This is a genomic window from Aquimarina gracilis (assembly GCF_035285365.1).
GTDB classification, from domain to species: Bacteria; Bacteroidota; Bacteroidia; order Flavobacteriales; family Flavobacteriaceae; genus Aquimarina; species Aquimarina gracilis.
Genome location: NZ_JAYKLX010000006.1, coordinates 43,595 through 63,888, shown reverse-complemented (window position 1 = coordinate 63,888; position 20,294 = coordinate 43,595). Strand labels below are relative to the sequence as shown.

14 protein-coding genes are annotated in these 20,294 nt (G+C 33.7%); 4 read left to right on the top strand and 10 right to left on the bottom strand.

Annotated features, from left to right (window positions below; translation table 11 throughout):
* Positions 1-10: 10 nt before the first annotated feature.
* From U6A24_RS13095 to U6A24_RS13055, 9 genes are all read right to left on the bottom strand, one after another.
* The gene (locus U6A24_RS13095; RefSeq protein WP_324180435.1) at positions 11-496 is read right to left on the bottom strand and encodes a hypothetical protein; all 486 of its coding nucleotides are present in this window, start codon (positions 494-496) and stop codon (positions 11-13) included.
* An 11-nt stretch (positions 497-507) separates the two neighbouring features.
* The gene (locus U6A24_RS13090; RefSeq protein ID WP_324180434.1) at positions 508-1,299 is read right to left on the bottom strand and encodes an SDR family oxidoreductase; all 792 of its coding nucleotides are present in this window, start codon (positions 1,297-1,299) and stop codon (positions 508-510) included.
* A gap of 32 nt (positions 1,300-1,331) precedes the next feature.
* The gene (locus tag U6A24_RS13085) at positions 1,332-2,384 is read right to left on the bottom strand and encodes a type III polyketide synthase (protein WP_407654043.1); all 1,053 of its coding nucleotides are present in this window, start codon (positions 2,382-2,384) and stop codon (positions 1,332-1,334) included.
* A gap of 6 nt (positions 2,385-2,390) precedes the next feature.
* Positions 2,391-3,119, bottom strand: a complete 729-nt coding sequence (locus tag U6A24_RS13080; protein ID WP_324180432.1) for a methyltransferase domain-containing protein — start codon at positions 3,117-3,119, stop codon at positions 2,391-2,393.
* Positions 3,113-4,240 (bottom strand): NAD(P)/FAD-dependent oxidoreductase, encoded by a 1,128-nt coding sequence (locus tag U6A24_RS13075; protein WP_324180431.1) that lies wholly within the window; start codon positions 4,238-4,240, stop codon positions 3,113-3,115. Before U6A24_RS13075 ends, U6A24_RS13080 begins: the two co-directional genes overlap by 7 nt.
* Before the next feature lie 80 nt (positions 4,241-4,320).
* Positions 4,321-5,013: an OmpA family protein gene (locus tag U6A24_RS13070; RefSeq protein WP_324180430.1), complete on the bottom strand. Its 693-nt coding sequence runs from the start codon at positions 5,011-5,013 to the stop codon at positions 4,321-4,323.
* 26 nt (positions 5,014-5,039) lie between these two features.
* Positions 5,040-5,522: a lipocalin family protein gene (locus U6A24_RS13065; protein ID WP_324180429.1), complete on the bottom strand. Its 483-nt coding sequence runs from the start codon at positions 5,520-5,522 to the stop codon at positions 5,040-5,042.
* Positions 5,523-5,717: 195 nt separating this feature from the next.
* A complete protein-coding gene (locus tag U6A24_RS13060) occupies positions 5,718-7,055 on the bottom strand; it encodes an MFS transporter (RefSeq protein ID WP_324180428.1) in 1,338 nt (445 codons plus the stop codon).
* 89 nt (positions 7,056-7,144) lie between these two features.
* Positions 7,145-7,963 carry a M48 family metallopeptidase gene (locus tag U6A24_RS13055; protein WP_324180427.1) on the bottom strand — a complete coding sequence of 273 codons (819 nt, stop codon included), beginning with the start codon at positions 7,961-7,963 and terminating at the stop codon, positions 7,145-7,147.
* A 407-nt stretch (positions 7,964-8,370) separates the two neighbouring features.
* On the opposite strand from U6A24_RS13055, the gene U6A24_RS13050 reads away from it, so the two are divergent.
* Genes U6A24_RS13050 through U6A24_RS13035 form a run of 4 tightly spaced genes read left to right on the top strand, consistent with a single transcriptional unit; the run spans position 8,371 to position 17,737 of the window.
* Positions 8,371-11,259, top strand: a complete 2,889-nt coding sequence (locus U6A24_RS13050) for a caspase family protein (protein WP_324180426.1) — start codon at positions 8,371-8,373, stop codon at positions 11,257-11,259.
* On the top strand, positions 11,256-12,089 hold the full coding sequence (locus U6A24_RS13045) for a gasdermin (protein WP_324180425.1): 834 nt from the start codon (positions 11,256-11,258) through the stop codon (positions 12,087-12,089). Before U6A24_RS13050 ends, U6A24_RS13045 begins: the two co-directional genes overlap by 4 nt.
* An 18-nt stretch (positions 12,090-12,107) precedes the next feature.
* A complete protein-coding gene (locus U6A24_RS13040) occupies positions 12,108-13,871 on the top strand; it encodes a hypothetical protein (protein ID WP_324180424.1) in 1,764 nt (587 codons plus the stop codon).
* Positions 13,868-17,737 (top strand): AAA family ATPase, encoded by a 3,870-nt coding sequence (locus U6A24_RS13035; RefSeq protein ID WP_324180423.1) that lies wholly within the window; start codon positions 13,868-13,870, stop codon positions 17,735-17,737. The genes U6A24_RS13040 and U6A24_RS13035 overlap by 4 nt, the downstream gene beginning before the upstream one ends.
* 63 nt (positions 17,738-17,800) lie before the next feature.
* On the opposite strand, the gene U6A24_RS13030 is transcribed toward U6A24_RS13035, so the two are convergent.
* Positions 17,801-20,203: a glycoside hydrolase family 31 protein gene (locus U6A24_RS13030; protein ID WP_324180422.1), complete on the bottom strand. Its 2,403-nt coding sequence runs from the start codon at positions 20,201-20,203 to the stop codon at positions 17,801-17,803.
* Positions 20,204-20,294: the final 91 nt, after the last annotated feature.

Genomic DNA, 20,294 nt, shown 5'->3' with positions numbered 1-20,294 from the left:
TTTTATATTTTTAAAAAGCGCATCCGCTAGGCAAAGGATCTGTCGTTTCTAATGGATTGGCAAAAGTTTTATCCAGACTATTTTTTGTAAAACCTGCCTCAACACTCCCCTTAAATACGATTTCGCCATATCCTGAAGTATTCATATGTGCTCGTATATACACCATTTGATTTTTAGTGATGTTAACGGGACCTCCGGATCTTATAAAAGGTTGCTCATTCACATGACTATGTGCCAAAATTCTTCTGTACAATAATTTTCCATCTTCTGAAATTACTTCCCACCAATCTGAATATTGATTACAGCCTGTATCCGGACTTTTGATTCCTACATTAAAAGTATACCCATTTTCGCCTCCCGTAACAGAAACGCTTACAATTTCTGCTTGTGCGCCATTATTTACATCTGGAGACTCATTACTTGCCATTGAATTATCTTCTTTACAAGAAGAAGTGTTCAATAAAAAAGGTAGTAGTAGCAAAAACAAATTTTTCATTATTAATAGTTTTAGTTTAGATGCTCCCCTCCGTTTACAGGCAATACACAACCATTTATCCATGCGGCCTCATCTTTGCACAATAAATATACTACATTCGCTACATCTTCGGGGATTGTAATTCGATTAAATGGATTCCTTTCGAGGCTATGGGTTATAATTTGTTCGTATCCGGGGATCATTCTTAACGATTGGGTATCTACTGCTCCTGGCTGAAGGCAGTTGGCTTTGATACCGTAGGGAGCAAACTCGAGTGCTATACTTCTAGTAATAGCCTCAAGAGCTACCTTGGCTGCCGATACAGCTGCATAGTTCTTCCATGCTTTGGTATTGCCCTCACTTGTGAAAGAAATGACCCGACTATCCCTGGCAAATACTCCTGAATCATAGATTGACTTTACCCAATCATAAAGGCTAATAGCCATGGCATCGATAGTAAGATGAAAATCATCATTTTTTAAGACGCTTTCTGCATTTATCATTGGTTTTAGATTTCCTTTGGCGACACTATGGATAAGTGCTTTTATTTTTCCGCCAGAAATAGCCTTCATTATTTCATGAACCACTTCTTTTCTCTTTTCCTGTTTTGTCAAATCAATATTATACGAAAGAAAGTCTACTCCTGTTTTCTTAATTTCTGTAAAATCATTTTCGATTTGAGGTAGCTCTGCTTTGCGATTTCGATGAACAATAATAATATTCATGCCATGAATGGCCAGCTTTTTTGCCGAAGCCATCCCCAATCCTGTACTTCCGCCTAAAATTAGGGCCCATTCATTTTTATTTTGAAATTCTTTAATCATACGCTCCTTTAATGCATTTTAAGTTTTATACATTACCATTCTAACACTATGCGCTGAGCCGAAAACCCCGGACCAAAACTTAACATAAGACCCGTTTCTCCTTTTGATGGTTTTCTGTTCATAAAACGCTCAAGAACGTATAAAACGGTTACGCTACTCATGTTGCCATACTCTTTTAGAACTGCCTTAGTATCCTCGATGTTTTTTCCTAAATCTTCGAAAAGCTCTTCTACAGTTTGTATTATTTTTTTACCTCCAGGATGAAAAATAAGATGGTCAATACTACTAATTGTCAGGTCATATTTTTTCAGAAAAGGGTGTATTATATCAGGAAAATGATCAGCTATTTTTTGTGGCACTTCGGGATCCAATACCATTTGCAATCCTGCATTGGTTAGATTAAAACCCATCATAGTTGTAGCGTCATAAAAATGATACATTTCCTCGCCTCTTATTTTAGGACCTTCAACTCCTTCTTCCGAAGATAGTAAGGCACAAGCAGCACCGTCACCAAATATAGCCGCACTTACCATATTTGTCATGCTATAATCCTCTAATTGAAAAGTAGCTGTTGGTGATTCGATGGCAATCACTGCTGCTCTTTTTCCTGGGTTGGCCTGTAAAAAACTCTTGGCATAGATTATACCGGATACCCCGGCTGCACAACCCATTTCGGTTACCGGAAGCCGCACAATATCATGTCGTAAACCAAGGTCGTTAATAATGTATGCATCTAGAGAAGGTATCATAATACCCGTACAGCTTACGGTAATGATATAGTCTAATGATTTTGCTTCCCAATTGGATTCGTTTAATGCTTTTTGCAAAACCTGAGTACCTAGTTTCTTTACTTCTCTACTATAAATTTGATTTTTTTCTTCAAACGAGGTAGCGGTAAAGACTTCCTCGATACTCATGATGCCGTATCTTTTATCGACCGCAGCGTTTTCGAATATTTTAAGGACTTTACGCCTAAAACGATCCTCTTTATGAGACAACCATTGAGAAACGAAAGGAAGTATTTCTTTGGTTTCCCTCATATATTTTGGTAATTCTTTTGTTATTTTAGTTATTCTAACGTCCAAATTTTCTTACTTTTTGTTTGATGTATGATTTGTTTTAATTATCCAACGATATCGAAAGGCCCATTTCCAGTCAATGTGATACTTTTTTAACTTTATTGTTGTGGCATAGCCTATTAATTCTCTTTTTGTAAATCCTCTCTTTATAGAAACCAATCCATCATTTTTTGCAATGTATCCTTTAATAAAAAAGAAACTAAATAACCTAAAAAGGTAATATGCCAAAGCACTACGCTGAAGATCATTAATTACTATTCCTATCGAGGCAAGTTTGACTGATTTTAATAGTACTTTTTTTATTTCTTCGCAAGTTAAGTGATGTAGTGTTAAGGTGCAGACAATAATATCGCAACCAAATTTTTCTTTGTCGACTTCCAGAATATCCTGTTTATAGAATGTAATTTCAGGAAAATTCACGCTCAACTCTTTTGCATATTCTAGACTTTGTCCATTAAGATCTATTCCAATTAGTTTTACTTTTCTTTTTTGTTTTCTAAAAGATTTGGCTATATTTCTTAGCATTTCCCCATCACCACAGCCTAAATCTAGTATTACAAACTCGTTCTTCGAACTTTTTTTTATAAGTTTACGAATGGCATTTATTGTAATGCTATTACCCCCTAACATAGTATTTACTCTAGAAATATCTGTCAAAGCTATCTTAAGTTCATTTTCTGCTATTGATAGACTATCCATAAGCTCTTTCTCCTGGCTTCTATGTTTTAGATCAACTAGCATACTAATGATTCCCCATGCGTTTGTTTAATTATTTTTGGAACAACCCAGGGCATGGTCTTTGCAATATGATACGATATAGTTTGGGCATTCTTGTTTAATAAAACATGTTGCAACACCCTACCAGCTAATAATCTTTTTGAAAAACTAGCATTCCATTTTTTTACATATAATTTTTCAATTTGTTTTCTAGGTACTGGGGTTTGGCTAGAATAGTCTTTTTTTAATAAATCACTAATTATTTGTGCACCTTGTATAGCCATCGCCATACCATTACCGCATAAAGGATGAATCAAACCAGCGGCATCTCCCAACATAAAAATATGATTCTCGACAGGTTGTTTTTTATCAAAATTTACTTGACTTATCGTAATTGGTTTCTCAAATAACAACTCGGTATTATTAAAAAAATGATACAAATACTTGTTTTTGCTCATTACTTTTTCTTGAAATATCTTCAGGCTTTTATGTTTCCTGAAACTCTCATACGAAACCAAATAACAGGCATTTATGACATCGTTTTCGACTTTAGAAAGACCGCAATAACCTCCTTCAAAATTATGAAGTTGTACCTTGTTTTCTTCCAAATCACCCTTGTAATGTGCTTTTACAGCCAACCAAGGAGACTTTTTTAGCATGAATTTTCTGTTTAATGTCTTATCTACCAGCGAACGCTTTCCATAGGCTCCAATTACATATTTTGACGTAAAGGTATTAGTATCAGTTTTTACAACAAACTGATTTTGATCATATTGAACATCTACTACTTGGTCATTAATCAATTGTACGTTTAAAGATTTGGCTTTTTGCCATAGATAATGATCCAAAGTAAATCTGCTAATCCCAAAACCACCCAATGGTAACTTACTATGAATTGTATTTCCGTTTGTTGTGCTTATCATAAATTCAGATATCTGCACTGGTCTAAGTTCTTCAAGATTAATATGTAAAGACTTAAAATATGGCAGTACTTCATTCGAGATATACTCTCCACATACTTTATGCCTGGGATAGCTGTTTTTTTCGATTAGTGTAACCGGTATATTTTCTGTTGCAAGATCAATTGCACAGGTCAATCCAGCTAATCCACCCCCTATGATTAGTATGTGAGAATATGTATTCATTATATGAAGATACATAAAATTAAAGCATAAAAAAATCCCAACTTAATAGTTGGGATTTTTTTAATTTTCGTTTAGGCAGATTACTGCTTTACTTGGTTTTGTGCATCTTGTTTCATTTTCTCATTTGCAACAATACCAAGTTCTACTCTTCTGTTTTTTGCTCTTCCTTCGGGAGTACCGTTATCATACTTTGGAAGCGTTTCTCCATGCGCATATGTAGTAAGTCGGCTTTTACTGATTCCCTGAGAAACCAAGTAATCTGTTACTGCATTTGCTCTTTTCTGTGATAGGGTCATGTTATAAGCATCATCTCCAGTACTATCGGTATGTCCTTCAACAATAATATTAGTATCTGGATATTCTTTAAATATACCTGCTAATTTATTAAGGTTGGCCTTTGATTTTGCATTAATATTCGACTTGTTAGTATCAAAGTATACTCCACTATTTTCATCGAATACAACATCAATACCTTCACCTACTCTGGTTACTTCGGCTCCTGGTATTTCTGATTCAATTTTTTGCGCTTGCTTATCCATTTGTTTACCAATCACACCACCGGCAACTCCTCCTACAACTCCACCAAGAACGGCTCCAAGTGCAGAATTTTTCTTTTTTACATTGTTACCAATAATTCCACCGATAACAGCCCCGGCTGCTGTACCTATAACAGCACCTTTCTGAGTGTTATTTGCATTCTGAACGGCATCGCAACCTGTTAAAACCGCAGCTGCCATCATTGCAACACCTATTTTCTTAAGATTATTCCTCATTGCGTATATTATTTGATTTGAGTTATTTACTGTTGTAATTTGTTAAAATTCATCGTGATTACGAACGGTTTTCCCTCTAGACTTACTGTCATCGCCCAAGTCATTGTAGCATCATCAAGGTGTTTTAAAGCCATTCTATATCCTGCATTATTATTTGTGCTCTTCTTTTTTTCATTAATTGGTTTAAATAAGAAGTAGTATTCGCCATCACCTTCTGGTTTTGGGATTGTAAATCTAAAGTTGCGTGCTCCGGTAGAGGTACAACTACTTTGATTTACTTCATATTTACCGGTATTGTTATTTGGTATAAATTTCCAAACACTACCTGTAAAGCATTCTGCAGTGGCATCATTATATAGTTTTACATCAAATATACCTGATCGATCATATGAAATATTATCAAGAGACCATTCTCCTTTTAAAGTTTTTTTGGCAGCGATTACTGTTTTTTGAGGCGCGCTGCAAGAAGCTAACACTACAACGGCTAGCAATAACATGAGTTTTTTCATAGTTTGTATGGTTTTATTATATAAAAGTAGCTATAAACGATAACGTTTCCAATATTATTATATTTCAAAATGATATTTTATTCCTTTCACATATTATGTTATTGAAATTAGACCAAGTGCATAAAAAATAGATAAACGTTAAGTTCCTATCTAGAGATCACTGATTTACATTTATAAACATATTTTAGAAGTCGACTATTTGTCTCTAGGCACTCTAAATAAAAGTAGTAAACCCACCGCAAAAAATAATATCAAAAATAATATGGAATATCGGATGCTTCCGGTTAATTGCGCTACAATACCATAGGAAAACATCCCGATTACAATTCCTATTTTTTCTGAAACATCATAAAAACTAAAATAAGAAGCTGTATCTACTGCGTCTTTCGGTAAAAATTTTGAATATGTTGATCTTGAAAGCGCTTGTATTCCACCCATTACCAGTCCAACTATAGCAGCTGCAATATAAAACTGAAATGGTGTTGTTATCGTATAGGCATAAATGCATATCCCAATCCAAACAAAGTTTACGGCAATGAGCGTTTTTATGTTTCCAAATTTCGATGAAGCCCGAGAAGTAAGAATGGCACCTGCTACAGCCACTAATTGTATAAGTAAGATACTTATGATCAAACCAGTTGTTGGGTCCTGTTCTCCCCAATCTAGTTCTTCGATACCAAAATAAGTGGCAATAAGCATAATAGTTTGTACTGCCATACTATATACAAAGAAAGCACTAAGATATCTTCGAAGCTTGATGTCTTTTTTTAATGCTTGCCAAATCATTTTAAGCTCTTTAAAGCCATTAAAGATTACTGCTTTGGTAAGTGTGTCTTTTTTGTTTCCTTTGGGTAAATAATAATATGTATATTGACTAAACCCTATCCACCATACCCCTACCATCACAAATGATAATTTGGTTGGGGTGCCACTATTTTCAAAACCAAACCATTCATATTTTAAAATCATTACAAGATTGATAATCAAAAGAATCACACTTCCAATATATCCTAACGAATATCCCTTTGCACTAATGGCATCTTGCTGTTCTGGAAAAGCTATATCAGGTAAATATGAATTATAAAATACTAAACTGGCCCAAAAACCTATAAGTGCAAGGAAATAACATAATAAACCAAACCATAGGTAGTCAAAATCATCGTGAAGGTTATCATCAAAAAAGTAAAGCCCTATACATGATAATGCTCCCAAATAACAAAAAAACTTCAAAAAGTTCTTTTTATTACCAACATAATCTGCAATTCCCGAAAGTAATGGACTAATAAATGAAACAACCAAAAAAGCTAATGCAGTGACATAACTGATTAAAGAGTCATTGTTAAAATCATATCCCAGGAACCGTACCGTATCATTAACGATAGTGCCTTCATCATCTTTAATAATTGTTATTGCTCCCCAAAATATGGGAAAAATGGCAGAAGAGATTGTGAGATTATAAACAGAATTGGCCCAATCATAGAAAGCCCAGGCATTTAAAAGTTTTTTGTGCCCCTTTGGTAATACTTTACTCATATATGTATGATATTAAAAAAGCTGCTCAGATTTTCTCAGAACAGCTTCTAAAATAGGTATAATCTTTTTAATGCATATAAACTTTACAATTATTTAAATGTTGTCACACCAAATTTTCTTGCTTCAGCTTTGGCTGCCGGAGCCCATTCGGTTAGGTTTCTGATACGTGTATCACTTGATGGGTGCGTACTCATAAATTCTGGTGGAGCCTGTCCCCCACTATTGGCTTTCATGCGTCTCCATAAATTTGCTGCTTCGTCAGGATTATATCCCGCTATTGCCATAAGTTGTAATCCAATACGATCGGCTTCAGTTTCATGACTCCTGCTAAAAGGAAGCATAACACCAAATTGACTCCCCAAACCAAAGGCTGTACCAATAATTTGTTGTGTTTCCTGACTTTTGTTTTGAATTGCTACCGCAGTAGCAACACCTGCTACTTGCTGTATCTGTGCTGCACTCATGCGTTGTTGCCCGTGATTTGCAAGAGCATGAGCCACTTCATGTCCCATAACAGCGGCAATACCAGTTTCGTCTTTTGCTATCGGTAAAATCCCTGTGTAAAATACTATTTTCCCTCCTGGCATACACCAAGCATTAACAGCTTTATCTTCAACAAGGTTATATTCCCATTGATAATCTTTAAGGTATCCTGCATAACCATTGGCATTTAACCAACGCTCAGATGCTTTTGCAATTTTTTGTCCTACTCTCTTTATCATTTCTGCATCAGAAGTGCCTTTTACAACCTTATTTTCTCCCAAAAACTGATTATATTGCTGAAAAGCCATAGGTAATATCTGTGAATTTGGTACCAAGGCCAATGTTTGCTTACCCGTAAACGGATTGGTAGCACAAGAAATAAACAAAATAGCTGTAGCCCAGACTAAATATTTTCTAATTTTCATAATTGATATCTGTAATTTTTTTTGGTAATTTAAAAGTACTAAAAAAACCTATCTTTTTAAATATATCCTTTACTTAATAACGCATAACTTTTCGATAAAAGTATAAATTATTCGACAACTGACTTTTATAGGTTCATGTTGTGATCATTTAAAAACGAAAAGGGTAAAAACCCCTATAGGTTTGGGGTGATTCCTTACACATAAGTTAATAAATATAAGTACCTTCACGTCTACATTTTTTTAATAAAGAACAAGATTACAAAATAGATGTATCTTGTTTTACATAGAATAAAAAGGTATATTTAAGTACCCCGTTTTCCTTAAATATACTATTTACCAGCCGTATTCACAGTTAATGGTTTTTAATTGCATTATTTATATTTTTCATTTAAAAAAAGTATACGATTATGAACCTGCATGCAGTACTTATTGGAATCAATGAATACGAATTAAATCCCTTGCAGCAATGTGTAAACGATGTGGGTAAAATTGAAAATTACCTGAATTCGTTAAAGGATTCTTTTCAAACTATATCTATAAAAAAGCTTATCGACAAAGACGCTACCAAAGCCAATATTGTTGAATCTATTACAGGTTTTCTAACAAATGCAAATGATGATGATGTAGCTTTTATGTACTACAGCGGGCATGGAGCCCTCGAAGAGGCTTCTGGCAGGTTTAGTGACGCACACTCTGGAACTATAGAATCCTTGGTATGCTATAATAAAAATAAAGAAAATCAAGAGATTCCTTTTTTACTGGCAGACAAAGAATTGCGATACGCTTTTTCGACCTTTATTAATGACCCTCATTTGATCACTGTTTTTGATTGCTGCCATTCTGGAGATATTGTACGATCGGTAGCTGCTCCTCATGAAGATGCTAGAAAACGAAAATTGAGTACTATTTTCCCCTCAAGAACATATGATCAATTTATTTTTTCAGATAAAATTAGCGAGGAAGACATTAAGACCAAAAAACTAGCTTCTTTGATTCCATTTAAAAATTCACTAAACGTTTCGGCCTGTCTTTCCTCAGAATCTTCATGGGAGGACTCAAAAGGAGGTGTTTTTACGAGATATTTATTACAACTTCTCTCTGCAAAAAACAATAATATAAGTTATGTTGATATAGTGAAATGGGCCAAAATAAGTTTACGGGATATCACAAATAAAAAGCAAACTCCAACAATAAGTGTACAAGGGCAAGGAAAAATAGATCATTATTGTTCCTGGCTTAATATCAACCCAAAACATACACAAACAGACAAGGGATATATTTACTTCAATAATAAGAATGGTTGGTATTACGACAAGGGAAAGTTGTTTGGTATAAAAGAAGGATCGGAGATAGAAATTAGGGTTGATCAATCCAAAACAATCACAACAAAAATCACCAAGGCTTATCTTGAAAACGCTTTAATCGAAGATCCATTTGAAATGGGCGTTTCATTGGATCCTAAAAAATCTTATCCGGTCGCAACAGCTACTATATATGCACCATTATTAATCTATATTCAAAATTTGGATAATGATTCATTGGCATCAGAGCAGATAAAAACAATAATTAACAATACTCAGGGAGTAACCTTATGCAAACCTGAAACGGCTTCGTATTTTATTACGATTTTTAATCAAACCGCTTATATAACATTACCAAATGAAAGTTATAAACCGTTGGCAGTTCAAATCGATCTTTTAGAAAACTCTGAAGCAGATATAGGAAAAAGGCTTTCAAATCAGTTAAACTTTCTTATAAAATGGAACCACTATCATACACTTTCGAATCCAGAAGAAAATTTTAGTCAAACTGCAATAAAAGTTGAAATTCGAGTGGGTCATGATCAAAGTTGGCAAGATATTACTAATTCAGACTTTGATCTTGTTCCTATTGAAAATCAATTGACCAGGAATGATGAATATTTTCAAAAATATCAAGTAAAAGTTTCTAATGTTTCTAATGAAGAGGTTTATGTAACTGCTCTTCTATTAAGTTCAGATTTGGCCATAATAACAGATCCCTTTGATCATAAAACCAAACACTTAAAACCAGGAGAGTCGATTATGTTTTACGAGCACACCAGTACTCCTTATGCTGGTTGGTCTTTGGATTCTTATAAAGAGATATACAATTGGAAACACGATTATTTACACTACAAGTTCATTATAAACAATACTGAAGATATAACGGCGACAATCCCTGAAATGGCACAAACTGCCTTGCCTGCCCCGATTACTCATTATGGCAATATGATGGGACATGGAGCAATCTCAGATTTTCTTCCACATGCAACAAAATGGGGAGTCTATACTTCTTCATTGCGATTAGCTAATCCAAACTATAACATCATAAGTAATAAAATAATTGATAATTGGGAATGGTATTCTAGTAACGAAATGGTTGCTCCTTTTATAAATTGCCTATACTCAAAGCAAGAACAGAATGGTTTCTTATCAGAATATAACGTTAATTTACCAAATGCCACAGAAGATCTCGAAATAAACAGTAAAGGCCTAATGGACCTGGTTGTGAAGTTTGGCAATCACTTAGATGATAAACGCAGATATCGTCGTTTCAAAAAATCCAAAAAGCTGTTTCCTGGGCTTCCGGTTATTGTAGCCGAAGGTGATTCCTGGTTTTTGTTTCCATTTTTGGTTAAAGATACTTTGGATTATGTCATGGAAAAATATCCTTTACGTAGCTTGGCGGCTGCAGGTGATGAAATTCAAAACTATAGAAAAAGTGGTCAGCTTTTGAAAGAAATTAAAAAAGTACGCCCAAAATACGTTTTAATAAGTGGTGGTGGCAACGATATAATTGGTCCCGAAATTGTTAACATACTTAAAGAAGGGATGCCACCCGGGCTTGAACCTGCCAAATATCTTAATGAAGCATATGTCCAAAAGACAAAAGATATTGAGAGTACCTATAACTATTTTTTTAATAGAATTTACGAGTTTGATTTTGTAGAACAAGTTTTTGTACACGGATACGATTATGTACGGGCCGATCATAATAGTGAAACTATTAAAAATGGTTGGGTAAATAGGTATTTAATTCAAAAAGGAATTACTAACTTAGAAGATAGAACAAAAGTGCTTACCTATCTCATTGATGAATTTAATGAGTTATTAAGTAATCTTACTGCTCGACATAAAAATGCGACCTACCTTAATATGCGTTCTTTGGTAGAGAAAACTGAATGGCATGATGAAATTCATCCTAATGATGAGGGATTTGCAAAAGTAGCGGGAAGATTTATTGAAGCAATTAACCAGTTAGAATATATAACATGATGAGAATTTGTAAAAACAATATAACAGATCAGATTCGGGATTTGTTTGATGCAAACCCTTTAAAAGTACCAGAAGCAAGAATACAGCCTTTATGCATGCTGGAAGTTAAAGAACAAAAACCAAAGTATTTAGGTGAATTCAGGTTTTTGGTGAAAGATGGATTTCAACATAATATTGAAATAAAAACTTCTCCTGTTTCTCAAGTGTCTAATGTTAAAACCAAAAAGATAGATTTCAAAATAGGATTTGATATTCTTGGTAATTTTATCAAAGCTTTTGGATTGGATCCTGCTGCGGTTGGAGCTTCTATAAAGGGAACCAAAAAGTTATCTTTTTCTTTCGGAAATGTAATAAGAAAGTATATCGATACGTTGGAATTGGGGCATATTTTGGTTTCGAATGATATAACTGGTGACCCCGATAATATGTTTATCGAGGAAATTACACAAAACAAAGATGTCAAATTAGCTTTAATAACCGATGTCCTTACAAGTACTGATTTTTCACTTTCGACATATAGGGACAATACCACAGGAACTGAAATAAACATTCCTCTTATACAACAATATTTGGCCAATATAGATACCAATCTAACTGTAGAGAAAGTATCTGAAAATGAAATAAAGTTTAAAGGAGAAACTCCGCTTACGTATGCCTTTACCTGTGTTGAAATTACTATTGATCCAGAAACTGGTAAATTTTCTCGTGGCCAATGGTTGGATAATATTCGTTCTGCGCAAGCCCCGGGATTTGGAGGAACGGAGACCGTGGATATACCAAAATTATTACTAGACGAAAATCAAGCCAATCCGCTATTGATAGACTTTTAGAACCTAAACATATTTGCAATGAAAGAATATTTTGTTGGAATATTTGAAAATGATAAACAAGTGCCTCTTGACAGTCTGGATGATGAGAGAAAGGCTATTGATGTTTTATTGTTAAAACATAATGACATTTTTAGAAAAGAAATCATCCCTAACGAAGGAATTGATGGCTTTATTAATAAGCTTCAATTGCTGACTAATGAAATGACGGTATTTCACTTTAGTGGTCATCATAATGATGGGGATCAGGCCATTCAATTAAGTGATGAAATTTTTAATAACAAAGGGTTAATTGAAATCCTTAACAATGCACCAAAGTTAAAAATGGTGTTTATTAATGGGTGCTCTACGCAACAGATCGTTGAAGCTTTACATAATGTACCTGTCGTAATTGGAACAACTACACCAGTTTATGATCATTTTGCATATACAATATCAACCAGATTTTATGAAATATTATTGAATCAAAAAGATAATATCAATAATGCCGATAAAATTAGAGATGTGTTTAGCCAGGCAAAAGGTTTTCTTCAGGGACATTATGCACCTGTTGGAACAGAAAGAGGACCCGGAGCTCTGGACGATGTAGATAAAAAAATAAACAATTATCTATTTAAGGTTAATAAGGAAATAGAACAATGGCATACTAACCCGGATACATTTCCTGTAAAGAAACGCTTTAGGGCTTTAATCGATGAAATTAAAAAAGAGGAAGGGTTACGTGAAGACTTATACAAATATTATCCATATTTTCTGTGTATTCACCTAGAAATACTATCAGATTTTAATGATATAAATAATAGTGTATATCAAGAATTGACCAAGGAACGATATTGGGTAATTAGAAGTATGTACAAAGAGTTTCTAAATTTCCTCAAATTTTCGGCTTATTCGATAATATGGTCAATTTCTAAAGAAAACCCTGAATTCAGGGATAAATTGAGCCTAGAATTAAAAGATATCCTAAGAGAGAACCTTGAAATTGGTTGGGAGTCCCACGTGCAGGATAAAATTTCTGAGGATTTATTCTTCATTTATTCAAATATACCAGACAATTATTTGGATAAAAATCAATTTTGGAAAGAGTTAAAAACCTGTGTGATAGAAAATCGACAATTGTTTAAAGAGATTTCAGATTTTTTCTCGCAACATCTTGAATATAATGATAATAGTAAACAAGAGTATATTAAAACAGAGGACTACCTTGAAAAGTTTTTGAGAAACTTCAAGTTTCTTCGCACCTTAGGAATAGAATCTATTTATGATGTCTTTTATAATCAGTTTAAATATGATAATCAACGTTCTTATGTTATCAATAGGTCATTCTACCCCATAAGTAAAAGACCTACTGCTATAGATGATAAAAAGAATATCATTTTTAAAGTAAAAGACGACGAATCCATGCTTGATATCGATGTGCATTCTGTATACATATGCACCATCAACACTAGAGATGGGTTGCCAAAAAGAGAGTTAAACCTATCCCCTTTTTACCTTGATGTAAATTCGACATCTATTGCAAAAGATAAAATAAAGCTATACTACCTGGATCGGTATTCTGAAGCCACCGACAAATTAATCTATAAAGAAGTCATAAATGCTCGCGTAGATAAGGCTGGAAGAACCGATAGAAGAAAATTGGGAGAAGAAATTGAGGTTCCACTTGATGAAGATATGATACTAGCACTTTATAAAGAAGGAAAAGAAGATATCATCGAAATTGAAGAAAAGAAAAAGATACGAGATCATTTTGAGTATATAAAGAACTTAATCTCGCATTCATGATCGCATTCGATACAAAAATACAATCCCCATTTAAGTTTCTTGAATCGTATAAAAAGAAAGATGTTAATACTTATTTTGGTAGAGATCATGAAAGTCAAGAGCTTTTTGAACTCTATAAAGATTCTAGTATAATGATTTTGCATGGTCCTTCAGGTTCAGGAAAGACCAGCCTTATTTATTGCGGATTATTAAACAAAATAAGAAAAGACAAAGAAGTCATAAGTATACGACGAGATGACAATCTAATTAGCTCTATAAAAAAACGACTTTTTGTAGACAACATTCACAAAAATGATATTAACCCTAAGCCATCAGAGTTAATAGAAGTTTTTTTCTCTCATCATACTGATCTAAATAAAATATTGGTATCCCTGGATCATACAGAAAGTATGATGTTGGACATAGAGGAAGAAGTAATTCGTCTTAAAAGAAATAAAAGAACGTTTCCTATAGTTAAATCCAAAATAAATGATGAAACTTCGCAAGAAATTGAAGAGACCGAAACTTTAATTAAAAAAAATAAAGAAAGATTGTCTCAATTTATCGAGGAACGAAAAAAGCTTTTAGAAAAATTAAGACAAAAGAATAAAGAAGTAAGTCTTATTTCCAGTAAAATACATGATTATTTTATGTATGTAAGGAATGAGGATTCTGGTTCTCCATTTAATCCCCTGGTAATTTTTGATCAGTTTGAAGAGCTTTTTGTTTATGGAAGCAAAGAAGAAATAGATAAATTCGGATTGTTTTTAAAGCTTATCTTCGATTATAAAATTCCGTTTAACGTTATTATTTCTCTTAGAGAAGAATATTTCGGCTATTTAGATCAATTGCAATCCTATATTCCTTATATTTTCTATAAGAAATTGAGGTTGGCTCATCCCAATGAGTTAATTGTAAAAAGTATAATAGAAAAATCCTTTAGACAGTTCAACATCAATCAAATCAGTGAAATCTCCAAAGAAGAACTTCCAGATAGCGAAAAGGAAAAAAGAATAGAACTTATTCTTGACCAAATCAAGATTGTAGACAATGAAAATGTAAACTACCATCTCCCCTTTCTACAAGTATATCTTGATAGCATTTATAAAGTGGATTACGGTAGAACATATGGAGAAACTCCTCATCAGGAAGGCTATTTACCACTTGAATTTAAAGAAGATGAGATTAAAGAATTTGGTTCTATAGAACAGGTTCTGGAAAATTACATACGCGAAGTAAACAATAAGATTATTCGTAATACCAGCAACAAGCTTAATAGTAGAACGCAACATAGAGATAGTGTAATTAAATTTCTTAGGCATTTTAAAACCAAAGATGATCTTAAAAAACGAATCCCGGTAAAGGTCGAAAGAGAAAATTATTACGTTATTGGCAACCGTAAGCTATTGGATAAAATGCAAACCGATATCTGGGGAAATGTAAGTGATGCCGATTATAATGATACCATATCTGAAATTATTTATGAATTAAAACAAAATGGGATTCTGCATTTAAGTAGTGATAAAAAAATAGGAGAAGATTATGCCGAGTTAAGTCACGATATTATTGCAAAAATTATTAGTAACCTTAGAACAGAAGATGATTTTAGATCTCTAATTAAAAAAGACTTTATTTCTTCCTTTGATATATATGACGACACCAAACAAAAGGCAGATTTACTTTCGGCGCAACAAGTACAGCGAATGCAACAGTGCCTTGACTACATCATGGATGATGATAATGATGAAAGGTTAGAACGAAAACAACAGTTTTTTGAAGCGAGTATCGAAGAAAGCCAAAAAGAAGAACGAGAGAATAAAAGATTAAAACGAAGACTGCGACTCTTTTTCTATTACCCATTCATAATTACCTGCCTTCTAGGGTTATCTGGAGCATTGTATTTTCAGAATAATAAATCAAGTTCCTTGAATAAACAGTTGTCAGAAGAACTTGAAACCAACGAATTATCAATAAAAATTCATAAGGGAATTGGTTATGCCCTTAGAGATTATAATGTAGATAAGACCAGCTCATTTAATTACATTATGACATGCGAATGGATTCTATGGAAAAATGAAAAATCATCAGAGTCTGATTCAACGTTTAATCTTTTGTCTGAATTTAAAAATGATCTATATAAAGATTATAATAAAACCCCATTTTATCAAAGTAGTATACAACTACCCGGTGACAACTCTATTATTGCAACAAAAACACGTAGATCTGTAACCAATGATTCCATTCTTTATGTATTTGCTTTAACCAAATCAAAAAGTCTAATTCTTAATTCGTTAAAGTATAAGAAAAGGAATGCTACCAGCACAAAAATATTTGAACAAGAAGATGTAATTGCATTTGAACCCTTTCTGGATCATGAAGGGGATTTGACTATTCTTGTAGCGAAGCATTTTGATAAAGATAGCCTCAAATTTGTATTCTACGATCGTTATGGGAAACAAAAAGAAGGTTTTAAAACAATAACTATTGCTGGAAAACCCACGGTAGATATAGAACATCAAAAAGCATATTCTTTTATTGTAGGAATAGATAATATGCTCAAAAAATTAGAAATTAATATTAATAGCAAAAGGTATAGTTTCAAAGATGTACAAGAACTTGATGGAAGAATTAGGAAGATAAAGACCTTTAAACACGACAGCGATAATTATTTGGTGCTTTATGGAAGTAATAATCTACATTTTAGCAATAGCTCACCTTTGAAACATTATTATTACCGGGACGCATTAAAACTCTCGCCTTCAGATAGCATACACACATTCAAAATTAAAAGCAGAGATTCAATATTATTAGGATTAAAAGGAAGAATAAAGGTATTTAACCCTGATTCTATACTTGCCTATGATAATTTTATACACGATGAACGTATAAATACAATTGATGTTAATGATAAAGGAGAAATGTTGGTAGGAAGCCGAGATAATGGAGCAAACTTATGGAGTCCAGATAATATTTTATTGAAACAATTTATAGGACATAATAAACCCATACAAAATGTTTCTTTTGTAAATAAAGATGAAGATTATATCATAACCAGCAGTGAAGATCAAACCATTAAAATATGGAACATTAAACCTATTGCTATTGAAAAGAAAAATCTAAATGATGAAATTTTAAAAATTGAGTATCAAAATGATACGCTTATTAAAATTATAGTTAATCATAAGAAGGATAGCATCCGGTTCTTAACGGCAGACTTCAAAGAAACCGCAATCTATAGTGAAAGGAGAAGTAAAAAGAAGGAAGAAAAAGGACGTATTTTGTTAGGCAATCTTATAGAACCTCGTAATAGATTAATGAATAAAAAAAATAAAACAGTCCTATTGCCGCCAAACGACAGTATAGACGTAGTTACTTATAGCAAACCCAAGGATAAATTGGCGGTAGCTGCCAGAAATAATATTTACTTGTACGATGTTAATGATCTAAAAACAGATACTATATCTACAAAACATGATGACAGGATTACACAGGTTGAGTTTTCTTCGAATAGTGATCATTTGGTGTCGGGAAGTATGGATAATAAAGCACGAATTTGGAAATTAGATGAAGAAACAGACTCCTATGCTCTGTTACAAACCATTACCTCACATACAGGAGATATTGAAGACGTTAAATTTTATAAAGATAGCCTACTGCTTACTGCCAGTAGTGATCATACGGTACAGATTTATAGAAAAAACAAAGATCGTTTTATCCAGATCCCAAGTGTTATTCGCCATGATTACCCTATTAAAGCTGCAACTTTCTCTACCGATGGCAAGTATATAATCTCAGGTGATGAAAAAGGCGTTATAAAAAAGTGGGATTTTAATGAGTTTGATGAGGAAATCGAAAAAAGAGCTATGAAAATGGACCTTAAATACTAATAAATCTTTACTTCTAAGGTATAAAAGATCCCTGCTTATTCTAAACAGGGATCTATATTGTTGTTAAGCAACGATATGCAGTTCAGTAAAGCCTTTCGGGACCACCAAGGTATTTTCCTTTTTGTTGAATTTGATACTTTCTAGTGGTACCGTAACATTATCAATTTCAACTTCTTTTATTTCAAAAGGAAGACCAATTAATTCGATTTTCATGGTTTCATATTCGGTGATATAACTTCCGTTTTTATGTTGCTGAATAATCACTTCATTTTCTTTACCTGTAAACGAAAAACTCCTTAAACTATATCTGCCTTTCATGTAATCATAGCCGTCTTGGGCATCTTCAAATACTTTAGAAACTTCTTTATTACCTTGCTTATAGTATACTTCAAGTTTTAACTCTTCAATTTTCTTTTCACCCACATATTGCTGAACGGGATATTTAGGAATTATGGCACCTTCTTTTACAAATAGTGGTATAATATCCAAATCGGCATCTACCCACTGCTCCATTCCTCCTTTTACATATTCTCTTGTCCAGTAGTTATACCAATTTCCTCTAGGAATATACATTCTCCTTCCTTTGGCATTGGGTTCTTGTACAGGACATACAAGAATTTGATTACCAAATATAAATTCATCGGTTCGATAATGGGTTTGTGGATCTAATTGATCATATAACACCAGTGGTTTTAACATTGGAATTCCTTCTTCGGCATATTCCCAAAACATCGTGTATAAATATGGTAATAATTGATATCGAAGTTCTACGAATTTACGAGTAACATCAACCACTTCATCTCCAAAGGTCCAGGGTTCTTGGTTTCCATGATCTCCAGAAGAATGTGTTCTGCAGAACGGATGAAAAACACCAAGTTGTATCCATCGTGCATACAACTCACCTGTAGGATGTTCTGCAAATCCACCAATATCACTACCGGTAAATGACATCCCGCTCATACTCATTCGTTGCGCCTGAATATTTGCTATCCACAAGTGCTCCCATGTTGCTACATTATCGCCAGTCCACGATGAAGTATAACGTTGTGCACCAGAGTAAGCAGAACGTGTAATTATAAATGGTCGTTTTGGATAAGCAAAACGTTTAACGCCTTCATAGGTAGCTCTGGCCATTTGCGTACCGTAGATATTATGTGCTTTTCTATGACTACATGGGTTTCCGTCATAGTTGTGACGAACATCATCTGGGAACGTTTTTCCAGGAACCTCCATCACGGCTGGCTCATTCATATCGTTCCAAACTCCTTTCACTCCTATCTCATCAATAATCTCCTGAAACAAGCCTGACCACCACTCACGTACTTCGGGATTCGTGAAATCCGGGAAGTAACATTCTCCGGGCCAAACTTTACCACGCATATAGGGGCCATCTGCCCGTTTACAGAAGTAATCCTTGTCCATGGCTTCTTTATACACCCAATATTGATCGTCGATTTTGATACCAGGATCTATAATTACCACTGTTTTGTAACCATCTTCAGCCAATTCGGCCACCATTCGTTTCGGATCAGGGAAGTATTCTTTACTCCATGTAAAGCATCTGAATCCTTCCATATAATCTATATCCAAATAAATGGCATCACATGGTATTTGAAGCTCTCTAAATTTGCCAGTAATTTCCTTTACTTTACTTTCGGGATAGTAACTCCATTTACATTGATGGTATCCCAGAGCCCACAAGGGTGGTAATTCAGGCTTTCCTGTTAAATCTGTATAGCGTGTAATTACATCCTGCATATTTGGGCCATAGAAAAAATAGTAGTTCATTTCACCACCTTGTGCCCAAAAGCTAGTAACATTACGTCTCTCATTACAAAAATCAAAAAATGTTCTAAAAGTATTATCAAAAAAGATTCCGTAAGCTCTTTCTTCATACATTCCTATATAAAAAGGAACACTTTTGTATAACGGATCCTGATCTTTTCCGAAAGCATATTGATCTGTTGCCCAATTTTCTATACGTTTTCCTTTTAGGTTTAGATGCATTGGTTTATCACCAAGCCCATAATAACATTCACCTTGAGGGGCAGATTTACTCATTTTAACAATGTTTCCGCCATATTCATAACTCTGTTCCCAATGAAATCCCCAATCATCTTTACAGATTACGTTTCCATCGAGATCATAAATGGTGGTATTTAGATCATTCTTACCAATAGTAATTTGTACGCGAGAAGTTAAAATAGAATATACCTCTTCTTGCTCTTCTACTTCTAATTTGCTATACCCTCTTGCTCCGTCCTCGCTAATAGCATAAGAAAAATCTTTTTCAAAGTTATTATCTGTTGCGTATCGAAATCGGATAACACTACCTCTAAGGATAGTGACCTGAAGAATTACACCATTTTCTGTTGTGAAGTTTATTTTGTCTACATTCTGAGAAAAGGAAGTGATTTTACCTGGAAACAGGTTCCCTTTTTGCTCGAGTTCTGTATTTATTATCATATTTTTTTCTTTTTCATTAGGACTTGGGATTGTAAAAAAACGATATCTAAATGACTTTATAAATGATTTTACCTACTATTTATTAAGAAAA

Coding starts and splice junctions, on each gene's coding strand:
- U6A24_RS13045 (WP_324180425.1), top strand. CDS start 11,256: ATGATGAGAATTTGTAAAAACAATATAACAGATCAGATTCGGGATTTG.
- U6A24_RS13075 (WP_324180431.1), bottom strand. CDS start 4,240: ATGAATACATATTCTCACATACTAATCATAGGGGGTGGATTAGCTGGA.
- U6A24_RS13035 (WP_324180423.1), top strand. CDS start 13,868: ATGATCGCATTCGATACAAAAATACAATCCCCATTTAAGTTTCTTGAA.
- U6A24_RS13095 (WP_324180435.1), bottom strand. CDS start 496: ATGAAAAATTTGTTTTTGCTACTACTACCTTTTTTATTGAACACTTCT.
- U6A24_RS13080 (WP_324180432.1), bottom strand. CDS start 3,119: ATGCTAGTTGATCTAAAACATAGAAGCCAGGAGAAAGAGCTTATGGAT.
- U6A24_RS13090 (WP_324180434.1), bottom strand. CDS start 1,299: ATGATTAAAGAATTTCAAAATAAAAATGAATGGGCCCTAATTTTAGGC.
- U6A24_RS13055 (WP_324180427.1), bottom strand. CDS start 7,963: ATGAAAATTAGAAAATATTTAGTCTGGGCTACAGCTATTTTGTTTATT.
- U6A24_RS13070 (WP_324180430.1), bottom strand. CDS start 5,013: ATGAGGAATAATCTTAAGAAAATAGGTGTTGCAATGATGGCAGCTGCG.
- U6A24_RS13065 (WP_324180429.1), bottom strand. CDS start 5,522: ATGAAAAAACTCATGTTATTGCTAGCCGTTGTAGTGTTAGCTTCTTGC.
- U6A24_RS13060 (WP_324180428.1), bottom strand. CDS start 7,055: ATGAGTAAAGTATTACCAAAGGGGCACAAAAAACTTTTAAATGCCTGG.
- U6A24_RS13050 (WP_324180426.1), top strand. CDS start 8,371: ATGAACCTGCATGCAGTACTTATTGGAATCAATGAATACGAATTAAAT.
- U6A24_RS13040 (WP_324180424.1), top strand. CDS start 12,108: ATGAAAGAATATTTTGTTGGAATATTTGAAAATGATAAACAAGTGCCT.
- U6A24_RS13030 (WP_324180422.1), bottom strand. CDS start 20,203: ATGATAATAAATACAGAACTCGAGCAAAAAGGGAACCTGTTTCCAGGT.